We start from the raw sequence: 23,375 nt of genomic DNA on the forward strand, positions 1-23,375 counted from the left end.
ACTTTTATCAATAATTTTAATCCCCCAACCCAAAACAAACATACTCATCGCCCGATTTACTGTCAATTTTACCACCGCCACAAGCTATAACCACATATTGTTTTCCATCAATTGCATAGGTGGCAGGGGTAGCATACCCGGCGGCGGGCAGTTGGGCCTCCCAAACCATTTTACCTGTTTTTTTATCAAAAGCATGAATTTTTTCGTCCTTAGTGGCTGCCACAAATACAAGCCCGCCTTTGGTTACCAGCGGGCCACCATATAGTTCGGTACCGGTAATGGGGATGCCTTTTTTCTTCAGTTCCGGGTATTCGCCCAGCGGTACTTTCCAAAGCAGTTTGCCGGTTGTAAGGTCAACTGCGTTAAGCGTACCCCATGGCGGTTTAATGCCCGGGTAACCATCCTTATCCAAAAAGCGGTTGTAACCTGTCATGGTGTACGGTATTTCGTCAACCATTTTCTTCTCAGTTTTGGTTGCTGCGGCGCGGTCGCCGGTTGGTTCTTTGGCCAATGTCTTATTTGCCCTGGCATCGGGTAGTTTAAGCAGGAACGCCAGCAATGCCTTTTTATCTTCGGGTGTAATCTGTTTAAAAGATGGCATCATATTGCGCCCGCTGGCTATGATTTGGCTCAACTGATCTTCCTTATATTTTTTCCCGATGTTGACCAACGACGGATATGACGATCCGTTGCCCTTCAGTTGGGGGCCATGACAGCCGATACAATTTTTATTGTAAACCACTTGTCCGTTGCCGGCCAGCGAGCCATTGCTTGTCGTTTTAGGCACATCAATCATCACCTGCGCCCAGGGCATTTCAGAACAGCTTATGTACATAATATTGGTTTGTATATCAACCGCTGCGCCTCCCCACTCGCCCCCGCCGTCAAAACCGGGAAATATCCAGCCGCCTTGTTTACTCGGTGGCGTAAACATAACGCGGTTTTTAACCTGGTTATATTTATCCAGCATTTCTTTGTGAGCCTCGGGTGTGCGGTCAGTAACATCTTCGGGGTTAAACATTTGCCGGGCAAAGGGCTGTGGCAAAGTCGGGATAGGCTGTGTTGGCCATGGCGCTTCGCCGGGCAAGCCTTTGGTTGGTACAGGAGTTTCCACTATCGGGAAAACGGGTTTACCATTTGTCCTGTCGAACATAAAAATATAACCATGCTTGGTGATCTGCGCTACCGCGTCAATCTTTTTACCGTCGTGCATAATAGTCACCAAATTGGGGTTGGCAGGCAAATCCCTGTCCCACAGGTCGTGATGCACCACCTGGAAATGCCATTTAAGCTTGCCGGTGGCAGCATCTAAAGCCAATAGCGAGTTGGCAAACAGGTTTTGCCCCTTACGAAAACCGCCGTAAAAATCGCCGCCAATAGAACCCGTGGGGATATAAACCAACCCGCGCTTTTCATCCAGCGCCATGCCGGCCCAGCTATTAGCGCCACCAAACTTTTTATAAGCGGCTGTATCCATCCACGTTTCGTAACCGGCCTCACCCGGGTGTGGTATGGTATGGAAAATCCAGCGCAATTTCCCTGTACGTACATCGTAAGCTCTTACGTGCCCAGGCGCGGCATCTGCCGATTCAGCTACGCGCGTGCCAACTATCAGCAAATCTTTATAAACTACACCCGGCGTTGTACCGGCCACAAATGATTTGGTATCCCGATCAAGGTTCTTCGTCAGGTCCAGGTAACCATTTTTACCAAAGGTCATAATGGGGTTGCCGTTTTCGGCGTCGATGGCAAAAGTTTTGGCGCCAACGCTGTAAAACAAACGTTTTTCGCCGCCACTTTTGTTTTGCCAGTAAATAACTCCCCTGCTCACTTTGTAGTAAGCCATCGGATCGCCGCTGTTGGTGGTATCGGCCTTGGCCGGGTCAAAAAGCCATTTTTGTTCGCCGGTTGCCGCATCCAATGCAAACAGCTTCAGTTTGGGGCTGGTGCCATATAAAATACCATCAACCATAATGGGGTTACATTGGTTTTGGCTGCGGTTGGCCGTGTCTTTATCGTTAGTGCTGTACCGCCAAACCTCCTTCAGCTTGCTAACGTTACTTAAATTAATTTCCTCATTTGATGAATACCGGTTACCTTCTTTTGATCCCGCGTAGGCCCCCCAGCCACTGTTTGGCGGCCCTGGTTTTAAGTTATGGCTGGGCTTTGGATTTTTACATGACACATATGTACAGGTTGCAATTAAAAGGGCTATCAAAAATCGGGACTTCATTGTTATAATGGGTTAATGGTATTATTATAATGGGTATGCTGAGCAGTAAAACTTTGCTAATTTCTGGGGGGAATGACATTCAAAAATAAAAGACTGTCATCCTGAGTAACGAAGGATCTATTCGCGAACTTTTCTTCCGGCCATGCACAGCTGACAGATCCTTCGTTACTCAGGATGACAGGAAATTTAATATGTCATGGTTAGAAAATCCCAGACTTACGAAGTTTTAAAAACTTCGTAAGTCTCGCGCCGATGTGTCACTCCTCCTTCAGGATTTCACAAATTTTACCACTCGGAATCCCTTCCTTTTTTCAAACAAAATCTTCAATTTACTTCCCTTCCATCCTATTCCAAAAATCGGCCTGCATTTTAGTCGCATCAATGGTTTTGTAAACCGATATCTCGCGCGCGTCATTCTCTGGCGGCACAAGTGCGCTTATCTTTTCGGCTTTGGCGGGATCAAGATAGGCCATTACCAGGGCAAGGTCCCACATAATCCAGGTTTGGCCAGCTTCTACAAAATCCCAGCGGTTATACAACAGCTGGCCCAATTTACCCTTATCTTTTAAATTATCCCGGCAAACTGTGCGGTCGAATTTTAAGGCAATGGCGGTATTAATGGGCATAATTGTCAAATCCAAACCTTTGCAGTTCAGCAACAGGTCAAAGGCGTTCAGGTCGTTACGTACATTAAATTCGCTTTTATCCCAAACCTTGCGGTCGCTAAAATATCGGGCAGCCAGCAGGTAAACTCTTATATGCGGAATAATGGTGGTATCGGCCTGTATAGCCGATGCCAGGTTTGATGCCGCGCCTATGCACAAAACATCCAGTTTTTCGCCTGCTTTAAGCTGGTGTACGGTAGCTATGATACCCTTTTCGGCTGCCGAAAGCACCGGTTCTTTGCCGCCCCAGGCGTGGCCTATGGTTCCGCGGCCACCCAGCGGGTGTGGTATATCGGTGCGGCCCATAAGTTTCAGCATCTCCTCGTTTAAATCCTGGCTTAGCTGTACCGTATTGATGTTTTTGGTAGGGTAATAATGCCATTTTTCGCCAACAAGCATATCGGCATTGTTAAAATGGGCCGAGCTTAGGCCAACTACATTTACACCTGCATCTTTAAGCAGGTAAGTAATGGCGTACAAATCGTCCATCTCATTGGCCGTATCAGAATCAAGCCAAACTATTCGTTTTTGCGCATAGCAGCAGCCGGCTAATAATATAGCCGCAAGACAAACAGGGACAACTTTTTTAAACATAGTGGTTTACTTTTGGAGCAACTGGTCGGGGCCGACCTCATTGCTCAGCAATTTACCAAAAAGTTCCCATTGCTTCGCAGGATTTTTAGCAGTGCCGCCATTTCTTTCAATATAGTCCTTTACCAAATCCTGCCCGTAATTATAGTTAATTACATAACTGCGATTCTTTTTGATAAAGCTGATTGATTTTGCCGCCGTTTCATCGTTCATCAAACAATATTTGGTAAGGTAATTGGCTGCTTTATCCTTAGACATGGTGTTGTTTACCAGCCCCCTTGCAGCCTCGTTGCGGGCATAATTCAACTGACCCCGGATAGCCAGCGCTTTAAAATACAGGTCGATACCGGCTGTATCCAGGCCGGCCAGCGGCAGCAATACATTTTTGGCAAACTTCGCTTTATCCTCCCCCGGGAAAGCCACCTCGATGCCATAATTGGCACTCCCTTCGGCAATTAAACTTTGCGGACTAAACAAAGGGTAAAGCGAAATCTCCACCCAGCCCTTATCGCGATACAAGTGTTTCTCCAACAACATGTTGTATACATGATGGCCGGGATAACTTTCGTGGCTGCCCACATCAATGGCACGGTCAATAAAAATCTTCAGGTCGGTGTTAATTTGTACGGTGCTTTTATAATTACCTTTATACCAGTTGTACCCGCTCCAGGGCTTATCGGTTACATATTCCAGCGAAAACGCTTCGCCGGCGGGCAGGCTGTAATGTGCCATGGTACGTTTACGGGCCTCGGCAATGGCCGCTTTTATAACCGCGTCAAGTTTATCTTTGGGGATAATGAATCTATTGGCAAGTTTTTGAAAACGCTCGCTTACGCGGCCCTTGCCCGGCAAAATACTATCCAGCAAAGCTATCTGCGCTTTAAAATGGTCCTCGTCATAAACAGGCGCCGATACGCCAAAAAGCTCTTTCGATTCCTCGTCAAAAGGCCGCTCCTCGCCCGAGTAAATCCTGATGCGCCGGCCAAATGCCACCAGTTGATTAATCATCCAATCTGCCCGCATTTTATTGCTGTCAACTTGCGCATTGGTCGAAATTATTTTCAACTCGTTCATCAAAATATTGGTATTGGCCAGCAAACTATCCTTCGGAAACTCTTTTGCAGGCGGCAATTTTGGCTTTAACGAGTCGGGCCCGTAGTAGGCATCCACAAAGTCAGTATCGTACTGGCCAATGTTAAGGCCCAGCCTAACATACTCAGTAGCAAGGGTATTAAGCTTCTTATTCTCGTCCAGCTGTGCCGGTCCATGTCCGCATGATAACATAAAAAACAGGGGTAAATAGAGCAGTATTTTCTTCATAGCCAAGTATCCGGTTCGATGTAAATGTGGAACAAGATAATAATTACATTGTTTACAGAAGGAATGTTTGTCTGAATCAGAATTTACAGGATTTTTGAATTAGCAGAATGAAGATGGACACAGGACACTCAACTGTTAACAATTTCCAAATCCACCATACATGGCTTTTGAATTTTACCTTTTGACTTAATTTTAGCGTTGCCTGCGGCCCGGGCCAACCGCTTATACTGCACAGGCCTTATCCGCGAGGCCGGTATCCGCTTTTGTCCCTAATGCAATTTTCTGAACCTGAATTAAACGAATTAAAGAATTAACAGAATTTAAAGCAAATTCGAGAAATTCTAAAAATTCGTTTAATTCGAGTTCAGACACCCCCCGTCCAAAATCAAAACATTTGTCCGATATCGAACACTTTTTCAAAATAAAAACCACATAAAACACTAATAATAAACACTTTAACATTGGTATACCTATTGCAAAACCTTATGCAAATTATATCACAATGGATAAGGAAATTACGCTCGAGGTAACATCGCAAAAAAGAAAAAAAGGCGCGGTGATAGTAGTGATCAGTATCGCGGTATTAGTACTGCTGGTTGTTGCTCTTCGGGGATTCATCAAATCATCAGTAAAAAAAGCAGAGATCACTACCGCCACCGTAGAAGTTGGCAATATAGAAAATACCCTTAACGCTACCGGCGAGGTTTTGCCCGAGTTTGAGGAGATCATCACCAGCCCGATAAATGCATCTATCAAAAGTGCGTTGATGGATGCGGGTAATAAAATTACTCCGGGCCAGTCTATATTAACCTTAGATAAATCGGCCACCCAAACAGAATTTGATAAGCTAAACTTTACCCTCGAATCAAAACGGAACGAGATTGCTAAACTAAAACTCGACCTTGCTAAAAGCTTTTACGATATCCAATCAAACAACGACATCAAGCAACTGCGCATCAGCAGCCTGGCCGATGCCGTTGAAAATGCCAAACGCCTGTTTAAAGCAGGCGGCGGTACCCGCGAGGGCATTGAGCAGGCCGAACTTAATCTTAAAGTTGCCCAGCTGGAAAAAAAGCAGCTGGAAAACGAGATTAAAAACAAGCAGCAAACCATGCAGATAGAGATTAAAGAAGCCCAGATTGCTGCCGCCATACAGGAAAACGACTTGAAGGCCCTGCAACGCAAGCTTGCGCTGGCCAATGTGGTGGCTACCCGCACCGGCGTTATTACCTACGTAAACAAAAATATAGGGGCCAATGTACACGAGGGCGAAACCCTTGCCCGTATTGCCAACCTGGGCAGTTTTAAGGTATCGGGCAGTATCTCGGATAATTCGATGGACCAGCTGCACAGCGGTATCCCGGTAATTATCCGCATTAACGATACGCAATTGCGCGGGCATGTTACCAATGTTTCGCCATCGGTACAAAACAGCATTATATCCTTCGATATCCAGCTGGATGACCGTGCCAACAAACAACTTCGCCCCAATATGAAAGTGGATGTGTTTTTGGTAACGGCAACCCATAGCAAGATACTGCGGGTTGCCAACGGCCCGGCGTTTAAAGGCCCTACCGTACAGGACATTTTTGTAATTAACAACGGCAAAGCCGAACGGCGCACGGTACACATTGGCCTTACCAATTTTGACTATGTGGAGATTGAGGACGGGGTTAAACCCGGGGATGTGGTGATTACATCGGATATGACGGAGTTTAAGAACTCGAAGGAAGTAACGATAACGAATTAAGTTAACCATAAACGTCTTTGCGAGGAACGAAGCAATCTCTTTAGGACAGGTGATTAACCTGCAAAGCTGATTTGCATATCGGGGATTGCTTCGTACCTCGCAATGACGGTTGAATTAGGACAAAACAAATGAAATTTTTACACACCATATTATTACTAACTATTTGTTCAGGGGTATTTGCTGCCGGCAGCAGCGATACGCTCCGGCTTACACTGCAGCAGGTGGTCGAGATGGCCAAGGCCAACTCTATTGCCGCCAAGCAGGCTGCTACGGTGCGCGAAACCAAATACTGGGAATACCGCACTTATAAATCAAACTACCAGCCGCAGTTATCACTCAGCGGCATTTTACCGGGATACACCAAAACGTTTACGCAGGTACAACAACCCGACGGTACCATACAGTTTCAGCCGATACATAATGATAACTCATCGCTGGCGCTTAATTTTAGCCAGAGCATTACCGCCACGGGCGGCACAATTTACGGAACCACACAATTGCAGCGTTTTGATGATTTCGACAGGCATAATGTGCTTTACAATGGCATTCCCTATGGTATCGGGTATACCCAGCCCCTGTTCCAGTTTAACAGTTTAAAGTGGGATAAACGCATTGAGCCTTTAAAATATAACGAGAGTAAACAGGCCTACATTGAAGCACAGGAAAAAATAGCCATAGATGTAGAAGGTTTCTTTTTCGATTTGCTGCTGGCCCAGGTTAACCTTAAAATTGCCGAAACCAATTACGCTAATACCCAAAAAATCATGAGCATTGCCAACACCAAATTTGAGTTGGGCAAGGTTTCAAAAAACGAGATACTGCAATTGCAACTGGAACAAATAAACGCCAAAAAAGCTGTAGGCACCGCCAAACGCGATATGGAAATTGCAACCCTTAACCTGCGCAGCTATACCGGGCAGGAGGGCGAAGAAAAAATTGTACTGGTAGTACCCGAACAAATTAGCCAGATGCAGGTATCGGCAGATAAAGTTTTGGCCGAGGCATTTTCCAACCGCTCGGATGCCATTGCATTTTTGCGCCGAGTGGCCGAGGCTAAGCGGGATGTGGCAAAAGCAAAAGGCCAAAATGGTTTAACCGCTACATTGAATGCCAATTTGGGTTACTCAAATACATCAACCAGCATACCGGGTGTTTACAAAAACCCGCAAAACCAGCAGGTGTTACAGGTGCAATTGGCAGTGCCCATTTTGGATTGGGGTCGCTCTAAATCTCGCACTAAAACAGCCCTGGCCAACCAGCAATTTACCGAGTATGCAGTAGAGCAGGACAAGCAAACTTTTAAACAGCAAATTATAACCCAGGTATCCCTTTTTAATGTAATGAAAGAACAGCTGGTATACACTGCCGAGGCCGACAGTATAGCATCAGAAAAGTACCAGATAGCCCGCGAGCGCTACGTTTTAGGCGACCTGAGCATCACCGACCTTGGCATAGCCTTCCGCGAAAACGACCAGGCCAAACGCGACTATGTAGCTTCCCTCCGCGATTTCTGGGGAGCCTACTACCAGTTACGCTACCTGTCGTTATACGATTTCGAGGCCAACAGGAAAATCAATTATCAGTAGGGAAAGTCAAAATTCAAAAGTAAAAATTCAAAAAGCCCATCGCTTCAATAATTAATCAGCCAAATCACTAATTCACTAACTCAGTAATTCAACAATTAAAAAATTCAATAACTCAATAATTCAGTCATTCAATAATTCAATAATTAACAAACCACTCACTATTCACCACTCACAACTCACCAATATGATCCGTTTACAAAACATCGAAAAAGTGTATCGTACCGACACTATAGAAACCCTGGCCCTGAACAGCATCAGCCTTGACGTGGCCAAGGGCGAATTTTTATCAATTATGGGGCCATCGGGCTGCGGCAAAAGTACGCTGCTTAATATTATAGGTCTGCTGGATGCGCCATCAAAAGGGAACATCAAAATTGCCGATAAATCAACAGAAAAACTGAGCGATAAGCAGTTGGCGCAATTCCGCAATAAAACGCTGGGCTTTATTTTTCAAAGCTATCACCTGATTAACGACCTCCAGGTTTTGGATAACGTAGAACTGCCCCTGCTGTACCGCGATACCACAGCAAAAGAACGCAAAATGCTGGCCACCGAGGCATTGGAAAAGGTAGGCTTAGCCAACCGCATTAAACACTTCCCAACCCAGCTATCGGGCGGGCAACGTCAACGTGTAGCCATAGCCAGGGCCATTGTGGGCAGGCCGGATATTATTTTGGCCGATGAACCAACCGGCAACCTGGATAGCGCCATGGGTAACGAGATTATGGACATCCTCATTAACCTTAACCGCAACGAGGGTACTACCATTGTAATGGTTACACATGATGAAAACATGGCCCACAAAACGCACCGTTTGGTACGCCTGTTTGATGGTTCGCAAGTTCAATAATTAACCACTTAAACAATCAGTCATGCTTAAAAATTATTTTAAAATAGCCATAGCGGTGTTAAGGCGAAGAAAGTTTTTCACCTTTATCAGCCTGTTTGGTATCAGCTTTACCCTTACCATACTGCTGGTACTTACCGCCTTTATAGATAAAATTGCCGGCGACAGCTATCCCGACAGGAAACGCGATCGATCGTTGTATATTTCAAGAATGCAGGAGATAAACAAAACCGGCGGGCAAAGCTCGGGGCCTTTATCTTACTATTTTTTAAGCCACTATGCACGTAGCTTAAAAACGCCTGTTAAGGTGGGCATTTCCTCTATATTCAGCGGTACAAATACCTATGTAAACAATAAAAAGATTGCTGTAAACTATAAATACACCAATGATGCTTACTGGGATATCATGGAATACGATTTTATTGAAGGCAAGGCTTTTAATAAACAGCAGGTTGATAATGCCGATAAAGTAGCAGTAATATCAGAGGATATGAAACAGCAATACTTCGGCGATGTACCCTCGGTTGTAGGCAAGTACTTCGAGGCCGATAACGTGAATTACAGGGTAACCGGCGTGGTAAAAAATGTACCTATAACCAGTTATATGACCTATGGCGACATCTACCTGCCCTATACTGTATCAAAAACTGATTACCGTAAAGATAAAGGGTACAGGGGAGGTTTTTTTGGCGTGTTGCTTGCAAATTCAAAAGCAGATTTACCGCGTATGCATGATGAATATCAAAGTATGGTTGCCCGGTTACCAATGGAAAGCAAGGAGTTTGATAAAATATTCAGCCATGCCGATCCTTATATTGTAAGCTATGTAGATACCGGCAACGAAAAATCATCGGGCGTTATGATCGTGTTGACAACCATTGGCATATTTGCCCTACTGGTAATGATGCTGCCAACGCTTAACCTGGTCAATATCAACATCACCCGTATTATGGAACGCTCGTCAGAAATTGGCGTACGCAAGGCCTTCGGTGCATCATCCGGCACCTTGGTTTACCAGTTTATTGTCGAAAATATCATACTTACGCTGTTGGGCGGCTTTATCGGGGTTATATTATCCTTCGTAGCTATCCAGGTACTAAATGGCATGAACCTCATCCCCAACCTGGTACTATCCATCAATTTTACTGTTTTGGCAATTGGCCTGCTCATTTGTTTTCTGTTTGGTTTAATCTCAGGCGTTTACCCGGCCTGGCGCATGTCAAAACTAAACGTAGTAACGGCTTTGAAAGCTTCATAACAATTATTCATCCTTTAAATCAAGATATTATGTTTAAGCATTTATTTAAACTCATCTGGAATAAAAAGAAGCAAAACTTTTTATTGATGTCCGAGATGCTATTCTCGTTCCTGGTGCTATTCGCGGTATTTAGCCTTTTGGTTTACTACTATAACAATTATAAAAAGCCAATTGGGATTAGCTACCAAAACGTATGGGTTGTTAGTTATAATAACGCCCTGCAAACAAAAAACACCGATTCGCTGAATACTTATTACGAAACATTGCGTAATAATATTAAGGCCATGCCCGAGGTAAAGGAAATCAGCTTTTGCAGCGACAACGTCCCCTTTTCGGCAAATACGTGGACAGGACTGGCTGGTTACAATAACCACAATTACAGCAACGTAAATATGTATAATGCCGAGGATAGCTATTTGAAAACTTTAAACGGACAGCTGCTGGAAGGCCGCTGGTTTAATAAAAGCGATGTGGCTACCAAAATACCATCTGTAGTTATCAATAACGAATTACGCGAGAAGCTGTTTGGTAAAGGCGAAGCGATAGGAAAAATCATTGATGAGAGCGACGACGGCAAAAACAAGAAAAGAGTTGTGGGCGTAATACAGGCCATCAAGGCCAAAGGCGATTATGCTGCTGCCGGCGATGCGGTATACCACAGGACCGACACCGGTTCTTTCAGGTCGCTTGGTAAAATCATGGTGCAGGTTGTACCAGGTGCCAATGCTGCCTTCGAAGCCCGCCTGTACAAAACTTTAGCCAACTATATGAAAGATTCGAACGTGGAGATTGAGCACCTTGTAAACAAACGTAAGGATATTAATTATTTTACTTTAGTGCCCATGATAGTACTAAGTATTGTAGGCTGTTTTTTAGTTATTAACGTGGCGCTCGGCCTGTTTGGAGTACTTTGGTATAACATTAACAAACGCCGGGGCGAAATTGGCTTACGCCGGGCTGTTGGCGCCACGGGTAGCTCGGTATCTAACCAACTCATTATGGAATCAATGATACTGGCCACCTTTTCGCTCATCATCGGGTCATTTTTTGCCGTGCAGTTCCCGTTACTCAATGTGTTTGATCTTTCGGCAGGGATTTACCTGGTAGCCATCCTGTTTTCAATCATATTTATCTACCTGTTGGTATTTTTATGTTCATTATACCCCGGCAGACAGGCTGCTGCTATTTACCCGGCCGTTGCTTTACACGAAGAATAGCATATGGGCATCATAAAAATAACTCAAAACTCACCACGCAATACTTTTAACTAATTACGATATTGACCTGCAATTATGATACTGGTTATTGATGATGATATTGCCGTACGCACCTCGCTTTTGCTGTTACTCAAAAGCGAGGGCTATGATGCTGTGAGCGCCGAAGAGCCCGCCGGGGCCATAAAGATCATAAAGAAAAAAAGTCCCGAACTGATTATTCTCGACCTTAATTTTTCGATTGATACATCGGGCCGTGAAGGGATGAACCTGCTTGAAAACATAAAGCAGCTTAACAGCGCTATCCCGGTAATATTAATTACAGGATGGGGCAGCATCCAGCTTGCCGTACAAGGTATGAAGCTGGGTGCCAACGACTTTATAAACAAACCCTGGAATAACGAACACCTTATACAAACAGTTAAAACACTGTTAGATTTAAGGGATAAAAAAACAGAACACCATACCCGTAAGCAATTAGATAAAACCTACAATTTTCAAAGCATTATTGGCCAGGACCCTCAAATGCTGGATATCCTGGAAACCATAGGCCGTGTGGCAACCACGGACGCATCGATACTGATTATGGGCGAAAGCGGTACCGGCAAAGAGCTGATAGCCGAGGCCATCCACCAAAACAGCCTGCGCCGCAATAAACCATTTATCAAAGTTAATTTGGGCGGTATCTCTACTTCGCTTTTTGAAAGTGAAATGTTTGGCCATATCCGCGGGGCTTTTACCGATGCCCGTTTTGACCGCATTGGCCGTTTTGAAATGGCACACAAGGGTACCATATTTTTAGATGAAATTGGCGACCTGGACGCCAGCAGCCAGGTGAAGCTATTAAGGGTATTACAGGACCGTACTTACGAAATGCTGGGCAGCAGCCGTACCAAAACATTAGATACCCGGGTGGTTTGTGCCACCAATAAAAACCTTAACGAAATGGTATCGCGCGGTACTTTTCGTGAGGATTTGTTATACCGCATTAACCTGATCACCGTTTACCTGCCCGCCCTGCGCGAACGGCCCAAGGATATACCTTTACTGGTCGATTTTTTTATCAATAACCTAAAGGATATCTACAACCGGCCCCAATTATCGGTATCTGCCGCCGCCATGAAGTGGCTGCAGCAACTGCCATTGCCCGGCAATATCAGGCAGCTTAAAAACCTGGTAGAGCGATCAATACTGGTAAGCCGGAAAGACGAGTTGGGGATTGATGATTTCCGGTCGCAGTTAGAATTATCGCCGGTAAAAAAAGGAAACATGCAATTACCCGGCGTAGGTACCCTAACTTTGGAAGAAGTGGAGGTTGAAATGATAAAACGCGCTATGGACCACCACAAAAACAAAATAAGCCGGGCAGCGGCGGCACTTGGGCTCACCCGGAGTGCGCTTTACCGCAGGCTTGACAAATACCAGATACCATACGATGAAGCTGAGGACTAAATATGTTTTATTTGTTGTAACACTGCACCTGGTAACGCTGGTGCTCACTTATTTTATTTTCCAGCAAAACAAGGTCTTCTTTATTGCATCTGAGGTATTTGTACTTATTTCTGTAGTAGTATCGGTGCAGCTTTACCGGCAACTTATAAATCCTTTAAAATTATTAATGCAGGGGCTGGATGCTATAAAAGACAAGGATTTTAACGTAAAATTTTTATCAACCGGCAGGCACGAGGTTGACACATTAATTGATGTATATAATCATATGATGGACGAGTTAAGAACAGAACGTACAAGGCAGGAACAGCAACATTTCTTTTTGGAAAAACTGATCTATACCTCACCTACCGGCATCGTTATTTTAGATTTTGACGACCGGATACAACAAATAAACCCAAAAGCCCTGCAATTATTGGCTATCCCGGATGATAAGTTACAAGGCAATTCCATTTATGAGCTGGACCATCCCCTGTTTGCGCAGATGAGATTGCTTAAATCAGGCGAAACTGCAGTGGTAAAGCCGGACGGTATAAATTCGTTCAAGTTCCAGAAATCGCATTTTGTTGACCGGGGCTTTTCGCGTCATTTTATTATGATAGAGGATTTAACTGCTGAGATTCTGGCGGCCGAGAAAAAGGTTTACGGCAAGGTTATCCGTATGATGGCACATGAAGTGAACAATACCATCGGGCCGGTAAATTCCATTATGCAATCGGCCATGAAAACCGACCAGCTATGGGCCGGGCATGAGTTTGATACCCTTAAGGATGCCTTACAGATAGCCATGGACCGCAACCAAAACCTAAACCTGTTTATGCGCAACTTTGCCGACCTGGTGAAACTCCCGCCTGCCAATAAACAACCTGTTTTACTTCAAAAGCTTGTTCGGTCGGTAGCCACCCTTATGCAGGCAAAAGCCAATGGAAAAGGCGTTGAATTTGAATTTAACCTGCCCGATGAAGCCTTAAGCATCATGGCCGATGAGCAACAATTAGAGCAGGCGCTTATAAATATTGTTAAAAATGCCATTGAAGCCATTGAAGATAAAGGGCTGGTAAAATTCGCACTCTTATCCAAAGAACGAAAACTCATCGTTACCGATACGGGCAAAGGCATCACTGCCGAACAAAACAGCAACCTGTTTTCGCCCTTCTTCAGCACCAAAAAAGATGGACAAGGTATAGGGCTTACCTTAACACGCGAGATACTCCTAAACCATGGTTTTGAATTTAGTTTAAAAACTGTGGCCACGGGGCAAACGGAGTTTGCCATTTGGCTTTAGAGCACGCAAAATAGCTTTAGTCGTTTTAGCAACAACAATTTGCAATATTTTATTTTAAATCACTAAATGCTTTTAGTAATGTTGTATATCCAATTCAGAACATCACTATACTATGCAAAGACGACATTTCCTGAAACTGACGGCAACAACCGGCGCCGCCGTACTGTTTAGCCGCCTAACTTATGCTACATCAGCCCAAACAACAACTATGAATGCACCCGACGAGGTTTGGGCGCAATCCGGTGAAGAATGGGTTAAGCTAAGAGCTTCCGGCGGCACAAAATTCACCTACAAGGATATCGAGGTTGATTTTAAAACTAATGGCAATGCTAAAGGCATCTACCTACAGTCGCCAACACAACCACTGAGCGCCGTTCGGTTGCGCTGGAAACACAATACGCCATCATCGGCAAAATACCTTGGCGATCATTGGGAACGCTCCTATGGCGATTTAAAATGGAAATCGGGCTTTGACGGGAGTAAAAGCCCATGGTATATATTAATAAATGATGGGAAACAAACTGCCTGCTTTGGTGTAAAAACAGGTGCGGGCAGCATTTGCTGGTGGGGATTGGATCAAAACCACCTTGACCTTAACCTGGATACCCATTCAGGCGGCAATGGCGTATTGTTGGGTAACCGCACCCTGCATGCAGCAGATATTGTAACCACGCACAGCAAGCCGGGCGAAAACGCTTTTTATACCGACCATCGCTTTTGTGGTATCATGTGCGAAAAACCGCGATTACCCAAACAACCTATTTATGGTATAAACGATTGGTATTTTGCCTATGGCAACAACAATTTCGACCTGATAAAACAAACCACCGCCATGATGAGCGAACTGGTTACCGATACCAATAACAAACCATTTTCGGTAATTGACGCGGGCTGGGCAACCTATTCGCCACTATTGCCAGGGGATGGCGGCTGGAACGATGATTTTAGCAAGCCGAACGATAAGTTTAAGGATATGCACCTGTTGGGCAACGAGATTAAGAAACTGGGCATGCGCCCGGGCTTATGGATGCGCCCGTTGTGCGCCCGTCATGATGAAAAGACGAGCTTGCTTGCACCAAAAATTCCGGGCCGCGACGATCCTAAAAATCCAACGCTCGACCCTACCATCCCCGAAAACCGGGAGCGTATTAAGCGTAATTTCAGCTTTTACAAGCAATGGGGGTACGAAATGGTTAAACACGACTTTACCACTTACGATATCACCAGCCGCTGGGGGTTTGACATGAAGGACAGCATTACAGCACCCAACTGGAATTATAACGACCGGAGTAAAACCACAGCCGAAATCATTCTTGATTTGTACCGCGATATCCGTGAAGCAGCAGGCGATGGGATATATGTAATAGGCTGTAATACCATGAGCCATTTAAGCGCAGGCATTTTTGAGATGTGCCGAATAGGTGATGACACCAGCGGAAACGAATGGGAACGCACACGCAAAATGGGTGTAAACACGCTGGCTTTCCGCCTGCCGCAGCACAATAAATTTTATGCTGTAGATGGTGATTGTGTAGGTATAACTACTAAAATAGCATGGGGCCGTAACAAGCAGTGGCTTGAATTATTGGCAAAAAGCGGCGCCCCCCTATTTGTATCCGGCCAGCCCGAAGCTATGGGTGCCGAACAAAAGGCCGCCGTTAAAAAAGCCTTTGCCAGCGCAGCTAAAGTATTGCCGTTAGGCGAACCATTAGATTGGATGGAGACAATGCTGCCGCAAAAATGGAAACTCGACGGAACAGTAGTTGACTTTGATTGGGCCTGAAAGCGTCTTAGTCCTCTCTTAATGGTGCGGTATATTTATACCACAGCAATTAAGGGAGGATTTTTATCTACAACAATCGTTTTATTTTTCCTAAAAGATCGTCAATTTCAAAAGGCTTGGCCAGAAAGTCATCGGCACCAGCTTCGTAAGCGGAGCGTTCGATATCGCGGCTGGCTGATATCATGATAATGGGAATTGCCCTGGTATCTGACCGGTGTTTAAGTTCGCGGCAAATATCGCGGCCATCAGAGCCAGACATCCAGATATCAAGTAACAGCAAGTCGGGAAATTCTGTTTTCATATCCAAAACCGTGGCACCGTTAACGGTCGACGAAACCTCGTATCCTTCAAAATCTAATATGATCTCTACTGCATCCACAATCCCCGGATCATCGTCCGCTATCATGATTTTTTTTAAATTTCCCACCTATGCACCTTTCTTAACAAAAATCAAGCCTTTATTGGCAATTTCAGGAATATTCTGGCTTAATGCTCAATTTAATATTAATCGCAGGGTATCTGCTAAAAAAAACAGGATATCAGATGCGACTTAAACAGGTGATCGGTACAAACCTGCAACAGTTACTTTATAAGCAATGCTTTTTTGTAACAATAGAGCGCAAAAACATACAACTGTTGCTTTTTAACAACTACAACTAAATGGATTGCCTAATAATCAGAATAATCTGTTGGGAAAAGAAAAAAGATATCAGCTTTCGACACATTGTGCTGATACTCGGCTTTTGCCGAGAGGGTTTTCCAATAGGTATCGTTACTAAACGCTGCCCAATGCTTTTCTCTTTCTTCTTTACTGTTAAAGGTAGTCATGTACATCAGGTTGGGCATGTGCGAACCCGAAACAACCTCCGAGTAAAAAACCGCGTTAAAACCAAGGCGTTTAAACAGGCCTATCTCGTCGCCGTCATTAAACATGCGCACTTTATTGTAGTTATATTTTTCTGTGGGGCTTTCATAGCTTCTGAGTTCGTAAACCCTATCTGCTTTATTACCGGTAAGCTGTGGAACAGAGGGCGCCGGCATGCCCGGAAAAGCGTGCAATATCATAATTTCAATGCGGGTATACGGGGCATCTTTATAGTCGGCATTCATATACTCCTCCCCATCAGTAAAATATTGGGTATCACCTTGTAATTTTTTATCAATGCCGGTAAGCTTATCTAAGCTGGTAAAAGGTGTGTAAACATAAATACGCATGTCGGCTGTATCCTGCTTTATCGGTTTAAATACACCAACATTGGGTATGCCTGCCCTGTGTAGCGCGGGCAAATAGGCGTCTTTTAAATAATGCTCAATCTTAGCTTCCTGATTAAGGGTTTTATAATGATAAACTTTAAGCTCGTAATAATACCTTTTGGGTGAGGCAGATAAGCTGAAAGCAAAAAGCAAAAAGCTAAAAGCCAAGGTTAAAATACGGGTAAGTTGTGTTTTCATGATTGCTTAAAATTTCGTAAATATAATTTCAAATTCTAATTTTCGGGCATTTTATTAATTTATTTGCGCCATTTTCTCAACAAGAGAAAGATTTTTGGGTAGCGAAATTTTGCGCCATTATAAACTTAAAAAGCCCGTTCCATAAATCAGGAACAGGCTTCTCAAACATTTTTAATAATTAATTACAATTCTCTTACCCAGATATTGCGGAAGCTAAGCGGTTCGCTTTTATCGCCATGCGCTTGCAGTTTTATTGGCGACGCGCCATGGGCTTTACCTTCATAGGATGGTTTACCAATGTATTGGGTTGGCCCAAGCAGTTCAAAGTTGTTTTCAACCAATACGCCGTTGAAGAAAACGGTTGCCCTTGCGGCAGATTTTAGTGTACCATCCTGATTAAACACAGGGGCTGTCCATACCACATCATACACATTCCACTCGCCCGGTTTGCGGCCTGGGTTTGCCAACGGGATAACCTGTTTGTATAAACTGCCTGCCATGCCGTTTACGTAAGTTTTGTTGTTGTATGAATCTAAAACCTGTAGCTCATAACCGGCATCACCTTTACCTATTGATGCTAAAAACACGCCGCTATTGCCACGGGCCTGGCCGCTGCCTGTAATGCTCGCAGGCACACGCCACTCAATATGTAATTGATAATTAGTAAACTTTTTCTTTGTTTCTATATTTCCGGTAGCTTTATTTACAGTAAGCACATCGCCCTTTACAGTCCATTTAGCCGGTGTTTGGGTTTCTACGTCAACCCACTCATCAAGGCCTTTACCATCAAACAAAATAATAGCGTCAGAAGGGGCATCGCCCAAAACCTTACCCGGCACTACTGCTTTAGGAATTGGCTCCCAAATTTCGGTATCCTCTGGTTTAGCATTTTGCGCATTAGCCATTAAAAAACTCGCGGCTAAAATGGTTGTCAATATTATTGAATATTTCATGTTGTTATTTGGTTTATTATATGTGAAGCGTACTTTTTAAGTAGGCAGCGCTTTTGGCTATGCTTACATATGGATCAATATTGGTAAAATTCTCTTGCTCAACAATAAAGTGTTTTATACCCGCCTGTTGTGCTTTGCCCAATATCTTCACAAAATCAATATCGCCTGTACCTATCTCGGTATTCAGGTTTGGATTGGTTTTATCCCTGTCTTTAATATGCACAAAAGTAAAACGTCCGGGGTGCTTTTCAAAAATAGCCAAAGGATCCTGGCCGGCCCGTACCACCCAGTATAAATCCATCTCCATATTAACCAGTTTAGGGTCGGTATTGTTTAATACTACATCGTAAAACGTGGTATCGCCAACCGGCGCCCATTCAAAGTTATGGTTGTGGTAACCTAATTTCAAACCCGACGCCTTGCATATCTCGGCAGCTTTATTCATTTTTTCGGCAACAGCTTTACAGTCGTCAACCGTTTTTATGAAATTATGGTTTAATGAAGGTACTATGATATAAGTTTGACCAATAGTGTTGGCAACCTCCATATACATATTTAAATCATCGGTTTTTCCTTCGCCAAAGTACGAGTCTAAACCATAGTGACCGCTTGGGCTGCTGAGTCCGTTATCCTTTAACAACGTTCCAAAATCTTTGCTGGGCAGTCCCCAGTAGCCTTTTTCTTTGTTATAGCCAAAGGTTTCCACTTCTTTGTAACCAGCTTTAGCCACTTTACCTATTACACCTTTTACATCGGCAGGTAACTCGTTGCGCAAGCTATATAACTGCAGGCCCGCACCTTTCTTTTCTTTTGCCGATAATAAAGACGGCGCTAACATTGCACCTGCCGAAAGTATACCGGCCTGCGCTAAAAATGTTCTTCTGGATGTCATGTATTTCTGTTTGGTTAATATAGCATTGGAGTGTATTTAAACCATAAGGTTTAAACGTCGCAAATATGTACCGCTTTACGCAGCGATGCCACCTTATCTTTTTGCTTCGGAATAAATTCCTGTGCAACAAAACCTTTATGACCGGTTTCTACAATAGCTTTCATTATTGCCGGGTAATAAAGCTCCTGTGTTTCGTCAATCTCGTTACGGCCGGGTACGCCGCCTGTATGGTAGTGGTTAATATATGGGTGATATTGACGTATATTACGGATCACATCACCTTCATCAATCTGCATGTGATAAATATCAAACAGCAATTTAAAATGTTCCGATCCTATCCTTTTGGCCAGTTCGGCACCCCACTCTACCCTGTCGCATTGGTAATCTTTGTGGTCAATTTTGCTGTTCAGCAGTTCCATTACCAGCACAATGTTGTGTTTTTCGGCCAGTTCAACCATTGGTTTCAAACCCTCCACACAATTATTCCAACCGGTTTCATTGTCTTTTCCGCGACGGCTGCCGCTAAAACAGATCAGGTTTTTATAACCGGCTGCAGCAACCTTGGGAATCATTTCGCTGTAGTTTTTATGCAACTGGGCATGAAACTGCGTATCACCAAAACCATCAGTCAGGTTAATTTCGGCACCGTTACACATAGATGAGTACAGGCCATACTTTTTAAGTGTGGGCCAGTCGGCCGGGCCAACCAGGTCGATACCTTTTATGCCAATATCTTTAGCGGCCGCGCAAAGCTGTTCAACTGTCATATCGCCATAGCACCAGCGGCATACGGCATGGTTAATATTACCTTTTAGCGCAGTATCAACTACCATTTCTTTTTCCCCGGGTTTAAATGACGATAACATGCCGGCCGCGGTAATGGCTGCTGTACCGGTAACTATATTTTTTATAGCCGACCGCCTGTTTTGATTTGATTCCATGGTTAATTATCGGTTTATTCCGGGGAGTGTTACTCTCCGGATTATAATTGGTTAAGCACCTTTAATAATTTTATAAAACAGGACAAAAAGCACCGGCTATACTTGCCGGACTATTAAATGATCAGCCTGATTATCTAAAACTTATTGCCCTTATAAATTATCGGGTTATTTTTTTTGTGCAAGAATATATTGTACTATTTCTTTCGCATCGCTTTCGGCAAGTGCAGGGTGCGGGGTCATTGCCATTGTACCCCAGTTACCGCTACCTCCGGCAATTACTTTTTTGGCCAACATCTCAATATTGGCTTCAGAAGCGTCATATTTCTTAGCGATATCCTGGAAGGATGGGCCAATAACTTTTGTGTCAACTTTATGACAAGTTCCACAATCATTGGCCGCCAATAATTTTTCGCCGGCACTTGAGCCCGCCGAGCCACCTGCCGCTTCGGTACCGGTTTTAGTAGCATTGGTATCAGCATCAGAATTAGTTGCCTTGGCAGTTTGATTTGCCGCCGTGGTACTATCGCTACCACCTTTACTTGCCGAATTGCCACCACAGGCAGAAACTACCGCACAGATACCAAGAATAAAAAAAGCCTTTTTCATTGAGTTAATTTGTTTTTAGGGTAACAGGGCTTTACCCCCATTGATTTTGTTTTTTAATTAAATATAAAGCATCAACCTGGTTAAGTTTTACCTATAATTTTGATGCTTTATACTGTTTTTAATTTCATTTATTAATTGTGCCGAAAAATACAATTTTTATCCTAAAAAATATGATTTGTTAAACAGTTACCTGGCTTAACGGCGCTGTTTTTTTCTTTGCACGCATGTAAAACACCAATCCGGTAAAGGCTACAATTAAAACCAGGGGTATGGTAAGCGTAAAATGTAACACATCGGGACCGGCAAGGCTTTTTGCTGTTTCCAAAGCTTTAGCAGGATCGGTACCGGCCGGCAATGCAGCCATTTTAGAAGCTACAATATTATCGTAGTATTTACCCATGATTATAGTCCAGATAGAAACCGCGAACATCCCGGCCCCACCCATCAAGTTTAAACCAAGCGCACCTGATTTGGGGATGTTTTCTGATACAAAACCAAGCATGGTTGGCCAAAAGAAACAAACACCCATACCAAAAATAATTGCCGCCAGGAATATGATATCCCCTGTCATGGTGCTCAACATAAAAAGACCAATTGATGCTACTATGGTCGACATCAGGATTACAACCTGGGGTGAAAATAACTTTAACACCGGCTTAGCAAAAGCCCGACCCAATACCATCACACCTGTTTCTAAAGTCAGCAAAAGCAGTGCATTGTCGGTAACATTTTTCAATAATACATCAATCCACTGCCCGGTAAACAACTCGGTTATAGCTGTACCAAACATGCAGATAAACATAAAAATAAACAGCGGCGATGCCACAGCTTTGTACATACCTGCTGTTGAAACGCCTGATGCCACCCGTTCAGTTACCGGGAAATCAAGTTTTGAAAATAAATATCCGTAAATAGCAGTAGGTATAAGCATTACCCCCACCTGCACCTGCCAGTTAAGGCCGATAAGTTTAAACAGGGTAACTATTAATGTACCTATTACGATACCACCCGGAAACCACAAGTGAAAGTGACTAAGCTTAGTTGTTTTGTTTTCGGTATATAACGAGGTTACCAATGGATTACAGGCAGCCTCAACAGTACCGTTGGCAATACCGATAACCAATGTTGAGAAAAAGAGCGTCCAGTAACCGGTGGCAAAAATGGTAAGTAAAATACCGGTAAGGTGAAATATAAATGCCAGTAACAGCAAACGTTTCATACCAATGATATCTACCACAATGCCCCCAATAACTACAGCAAGTGGAAAGCCCCAGAAAGCGGTGGCTGTTATAGTTCCTAATTGCGAGGCGTTGAGCGCGAATTTCGTTCCAAGTTCGCCAAGGATACCGGCACGGATACCGAATGATAATGATGTTACCAACAGGGATAAACAACTGGCCCTGAATAGTTGTGTGCGGTTAATGGTTTGCATTTAAATATATTAAGTTTAATTAATTGGTTAATTGGCTATTTCAAATGTACTGATTTTTATATTCCCAGTGTCTTCCTGTTAAGCACATCGTCGGCGCCTGATGCGGCGAAATCATCAAACGCGCGTTCGGTTACACGGATGATGTGATTTTTGATAAACTCTGCACCTTCACGCGCACCGTCTTCGGGATGTTTAAGCGCGCATTCCCATTCCAGCACGGCCCATCCGGGGAAATCATATTGCGTCAGCTTGCTAAATATCGCCTTAAAATCAACCTGTCCATCACCTAATGAGCGGAAACGGCCTGCACGATCAACCCAGTTTTGGTAACCGCCATACACGCCTTGCCTACCTGTTGGGTTAAACTCAGCATCCTTAACGTGAAACATTTTGATACGTTCGTGATACAAGTCGATATATTCTAAATAATCCAGGCATTGCAAAACAAAATGCGATGGATCATACAATAAATTGGCCCGTTTATGCCCCTTCACCTTTTCCAAAAACATTTCGAAGGTAATACCATCATGCAGGTCTTCGCCCGGGTGTACTTCGTAGCATAAATCGATACCATTATCCTCGTAAACATTCAAAATAGGTGTCCAGCGTTTAGCTAATTCTTCAAAAGCGGTTTCTACAATACCGGCAGGGCGTTGCGGCCATGGGTATACCATAGGCCAAAGCAGTGCGCCGCTAAAAGTAACAGATGCCTGCAGGCCTAAATTTTTTGAAGCCTGCGCAGCGTATTTAAGTTGCTGTACAGCCCATTTTTGCCTTTCCACAGGATTTTTACGGTATTGCTCGGGAGCAAACCCATCAAAAAGTTCGTCGTAAACTGGGTTTACGGCTACCAGCTGCCCTTGCAGGTGGGTTGATAATTCGGTAATCTCCAATCCGTGGCTGTTTACTACACCTTTTACTTCTTCAGCATAAGTTTTGCTTTCGGCAGCTTTTTGCAGATCAATAAAACGGGCATCCAGCGTTGGCAGTTGTACGCCTTTGTAGCCAAGCCCGGCTGCCCATTGGCAAATAGAATCCAGGCTGTTAAAAGGGGCATTGTCGCCTATAAATTGAGCTATAAATATTGCAGGTCCTTTAATGGTTTTCATAGTTTTTGG

Annotated in this window: 19 protein-coding genes; 8 read left to right on the top strand and 11 right to left on the bottom strand. The window is 44.0% G+C overall.

Annotated features, from left to right (window positions below):
- Positions 1–16 precede the first annotated feature (16 nt).
- The 3 genes from ACFGVS_RS09065 to ACFGVS_RS09075 form a co-directional block, all read right to left on the bottom strand.
- On the bottom strand, positions 17–2,233 hold the full coding sequence (locus tag ACFGVS_RS09065; RefSeq protein ID WP_439698372.1) for an outer membrane protein assembly factor BamB family protein: 2,217 nt from the start codon (positions 2,231–2,233) through the stop codon (positions 17–19).
- A 329-nt stretch (positions 2,234–2,562) separates the two neighbouring features.
- Positions 2,563–3,492 carry a nucleoside hydrolase gene (locus tag ACFGVS_RS09070; RefSeq protein ID WP_439698373.1) on the bottom strand — a complete coding sequence of 310 codons (930 nt, stop codon included), beginning with the start codon at positions 3,490–3,492 and terminating at the stop codon, positions 2,563–2,565.
- 6 nt (positions 3,493–3,498) lie between these two features.
- Positions 3,499–4,809, bottom strand: coding sequence for a hypothetical protein (locus ACFGVS_RS09075; protein ID WP_439698374.1), 1,311 nt, complete (start codon positions 4,807–4,809; stop codon positions 3,499–3,501).
- A 502-nt stretch (positions 4,810–5,311) separates the two neighbouring features.
- On the opposite strand from ACFGVS_RS09075, the gene ACFGVS_RS09080 reads away from it, so the two are divergent.
- From ACFGVS_RS09080 to ACFGVS_RS09115, 8 genes are all read left to right on the top strand, one after another.
- Entirely contained in the window at positions 5,312–6,559 is a 1,248-nt protein-coding gene (locus ACFGVS_RS09080; protein WP_439698375.1) for an efflux RND transporter periplasmic adaptor subunit, read from the top strand.
- 128 nt (positions 6,560–6,687) lie between these two features.
- Positions 6,688–8,145 (top strand): TolC family protein, encoded by a 1,458-nt coding sequence (locus ACFGVS_RS09085; protein WP_439698376.1) that lies wholly within the window; start codon positions 6,688–6,690, stop codon positions 8,143–8,145.
- A 184-nt stretch (positions 8,146–8,329) separates the two neighbouring features.
- Positions 8,330–8,995 (top strand): ABC transporter ATP-binding protein, encoded by a 666-nt coding sequence (locus ACFGVS_RS09090; RefSeq protein WP_090651970.1) that lies wholly within the window; start codon positions 8,330–8,332, stop codon positions 8,993–8,995.
- Positions 8,996–9,017: 22 nt separating this feature from the next.
- On the top strand, positions 9,018–10,250 hold the full coding sequence (locus ACFGVS_RS09095) for an ABC transporter permease (protein ID WP_439698377.1): 1,233 nt from the start codon (positions 9,018–9,020) through the stop codon (positions 10,248–10,250).
- A 29-nt stretch (positions 10,251–10,279) separates the two neighbouring features.
- Complete coding sequence (locus ACFGVS_RS09100) at positions 10,280–11,467, top strand: ABC transporter permease (RefSeq protein ID WP_090651972.1); 1,188 nt, start codon at positions 10,280–10,282, stop codon at positions 11,465–11,467.
- A gap of 75 nt (positions 11,468–11,542) precedes the next feature.
- Positions 11,543–12,916, top strand: coding sequence for a sigma-54-dependent transcriptional regulator (locus ACFGVS_RS09105; protein ID WP_274212734.1), 1,374 nt, complete (start codon positions 11,543–11,545; stop codon positions 12,914–12,916).
- Positions 12,900–14,198, top strand: a complete 1,299-nt coding sequence (locus ACFGVS_RS09110; RefSeq protein ID WP_439698378.1) for a sensor histidine kinase — start codon at positions 12,900–12,902, stop codon at positions 14,196–14,198. The genes ACFGVS_RS09105 and ACFGVS_RS09110 overlap by 17 nt, the downstream gene beginning before the upstream one ends.
- Positions 14,199–14,310: 112 nt before the next feature.
- On the top strand, positions 14,311–15,981 hold the full coding sequence (locus tag ACFGVS_RS09115; RefSeq protein ID WP_439698379.1) for a hypothetical protein: 1,671 nt from the start codon (positions 14,311–14,313) through the stop codon (positions 15,979–15,981).
- Between the two features lie 67 nt (positions 15,982–16,048).
- Here ACFGVS_RS09115 and ACFGVS_RS09120 read toward each other — a convergent pair whose 3' ends face one another.
- The 8 genes from ACFGVS_RS09120 to ACFGVS_RS09155 form a co-directional block, all read right to left on the bottom strand.
- On the bottom strand, positions 16,049–16,387 hold the full coding sequence (locus ACFGVS_RS09120) for a response regulator transcription factor (protein ID WP_177183887.1): 339 nt from the start codon (positions 16,385–16,387) through the stop codon (positions 16,049–16,051).
- Positions 16,388–16,650: 263 nt separating this feature from the next.
- A complete protein-coding gene (locus tag ACFGVS_RS09125) occupies positions 16,651–17,433 on the bottom strand; it encodes an NIPSNAP family protein (RefSeq protein ID WP_439698380.1) in 783 nt (260 codons plus the stop codon).
- Between the two features lie 182 nt (positions 17,434–17,615).
- On the bottom strand, positions 17,616–18,386 hold the full coding sequence (locus ACFGVS_RS09130) for a 3-keto-disaccharide hydrolase (protein ID WP_439698381.1): 771 nt from the start codon (positions 18,384–18,386) through the stop codon (positions 17,616–17,618).
- A gap of 16 nt (positions 18,387–18,402) precedes the next feature.
- Entirely contained in the window at positions 18,403–19,278 is an 876-nt protein-coding gene (locus tag ACFGVS_RS09135) for a sugar phosphate isomerase/epimerase family protein (protein ID WP_439698382.1), read from the bottom strand.
- A 50-nt stretch (positions 19,279–19,328) separates the two neighbouring features.
- Positions 19,329–20,219, bottom strand: a complete 891-nt coding sequence (locus ACFGVS_RS09140) for a hydroxypyruvate isomerase family protein (RefSeq protein ID WP_090651980.1) — start codon at positions 20,217–20,219, stop codon at positions 19,329–19,331.
- A 165-nt stretch (positions 20,220–20,384) separates the two neighbouring features.
- Positions 20,385–20,825 carry a c-type cytochrome gene (locus ACFGVS_RS09145; protein ID WP_090651981.1) on the bottom strand — a complete coding sequence of 147 codons (441 nt, stop codon included), beginning with the start codon at positions 20,823–20,825 and terminating at the stop codon, positions 20,385–20,387.
- Between the two features lie 178 nt (positions 20,826–21,003).
- Positions 21,004–22,257: an MFS transporter gene (locus ACFGVS_RS09150; RefSeq protein ID WP_147052066.1), complete on the bottom strand. Its 1,254-nt coding sequence runs from the start codon at positions 22,255–22,257 to the stop codon at positions 21,004–21,006.
- Between the two features lie 56 nt (positions 22,258–22,313).
- Entirely contained in the window at positions 22,314–23,366 is a 1,053-nt protein-coding gene (locus ACFGVS_RS09155) for a sugar phosphate isomerase/epimerase family protein (RefSeq protein WP_439698384.1), read from the bottom strand.
- Between the last annotated feature and the right edge of the window lie 9 nt (positions 23,367–23,375).

The sequence above is a fragment of the Mucilaginibacter sediminis genome, from assembly GCF_051903035.1.
In the GTDB taxonomy this organism is placed as follows: Bacteria; Bacteroidota; Bacteroidia; order Sphingobacteriales; family Sphingobacteriaceae; genus Mucilaginibacter.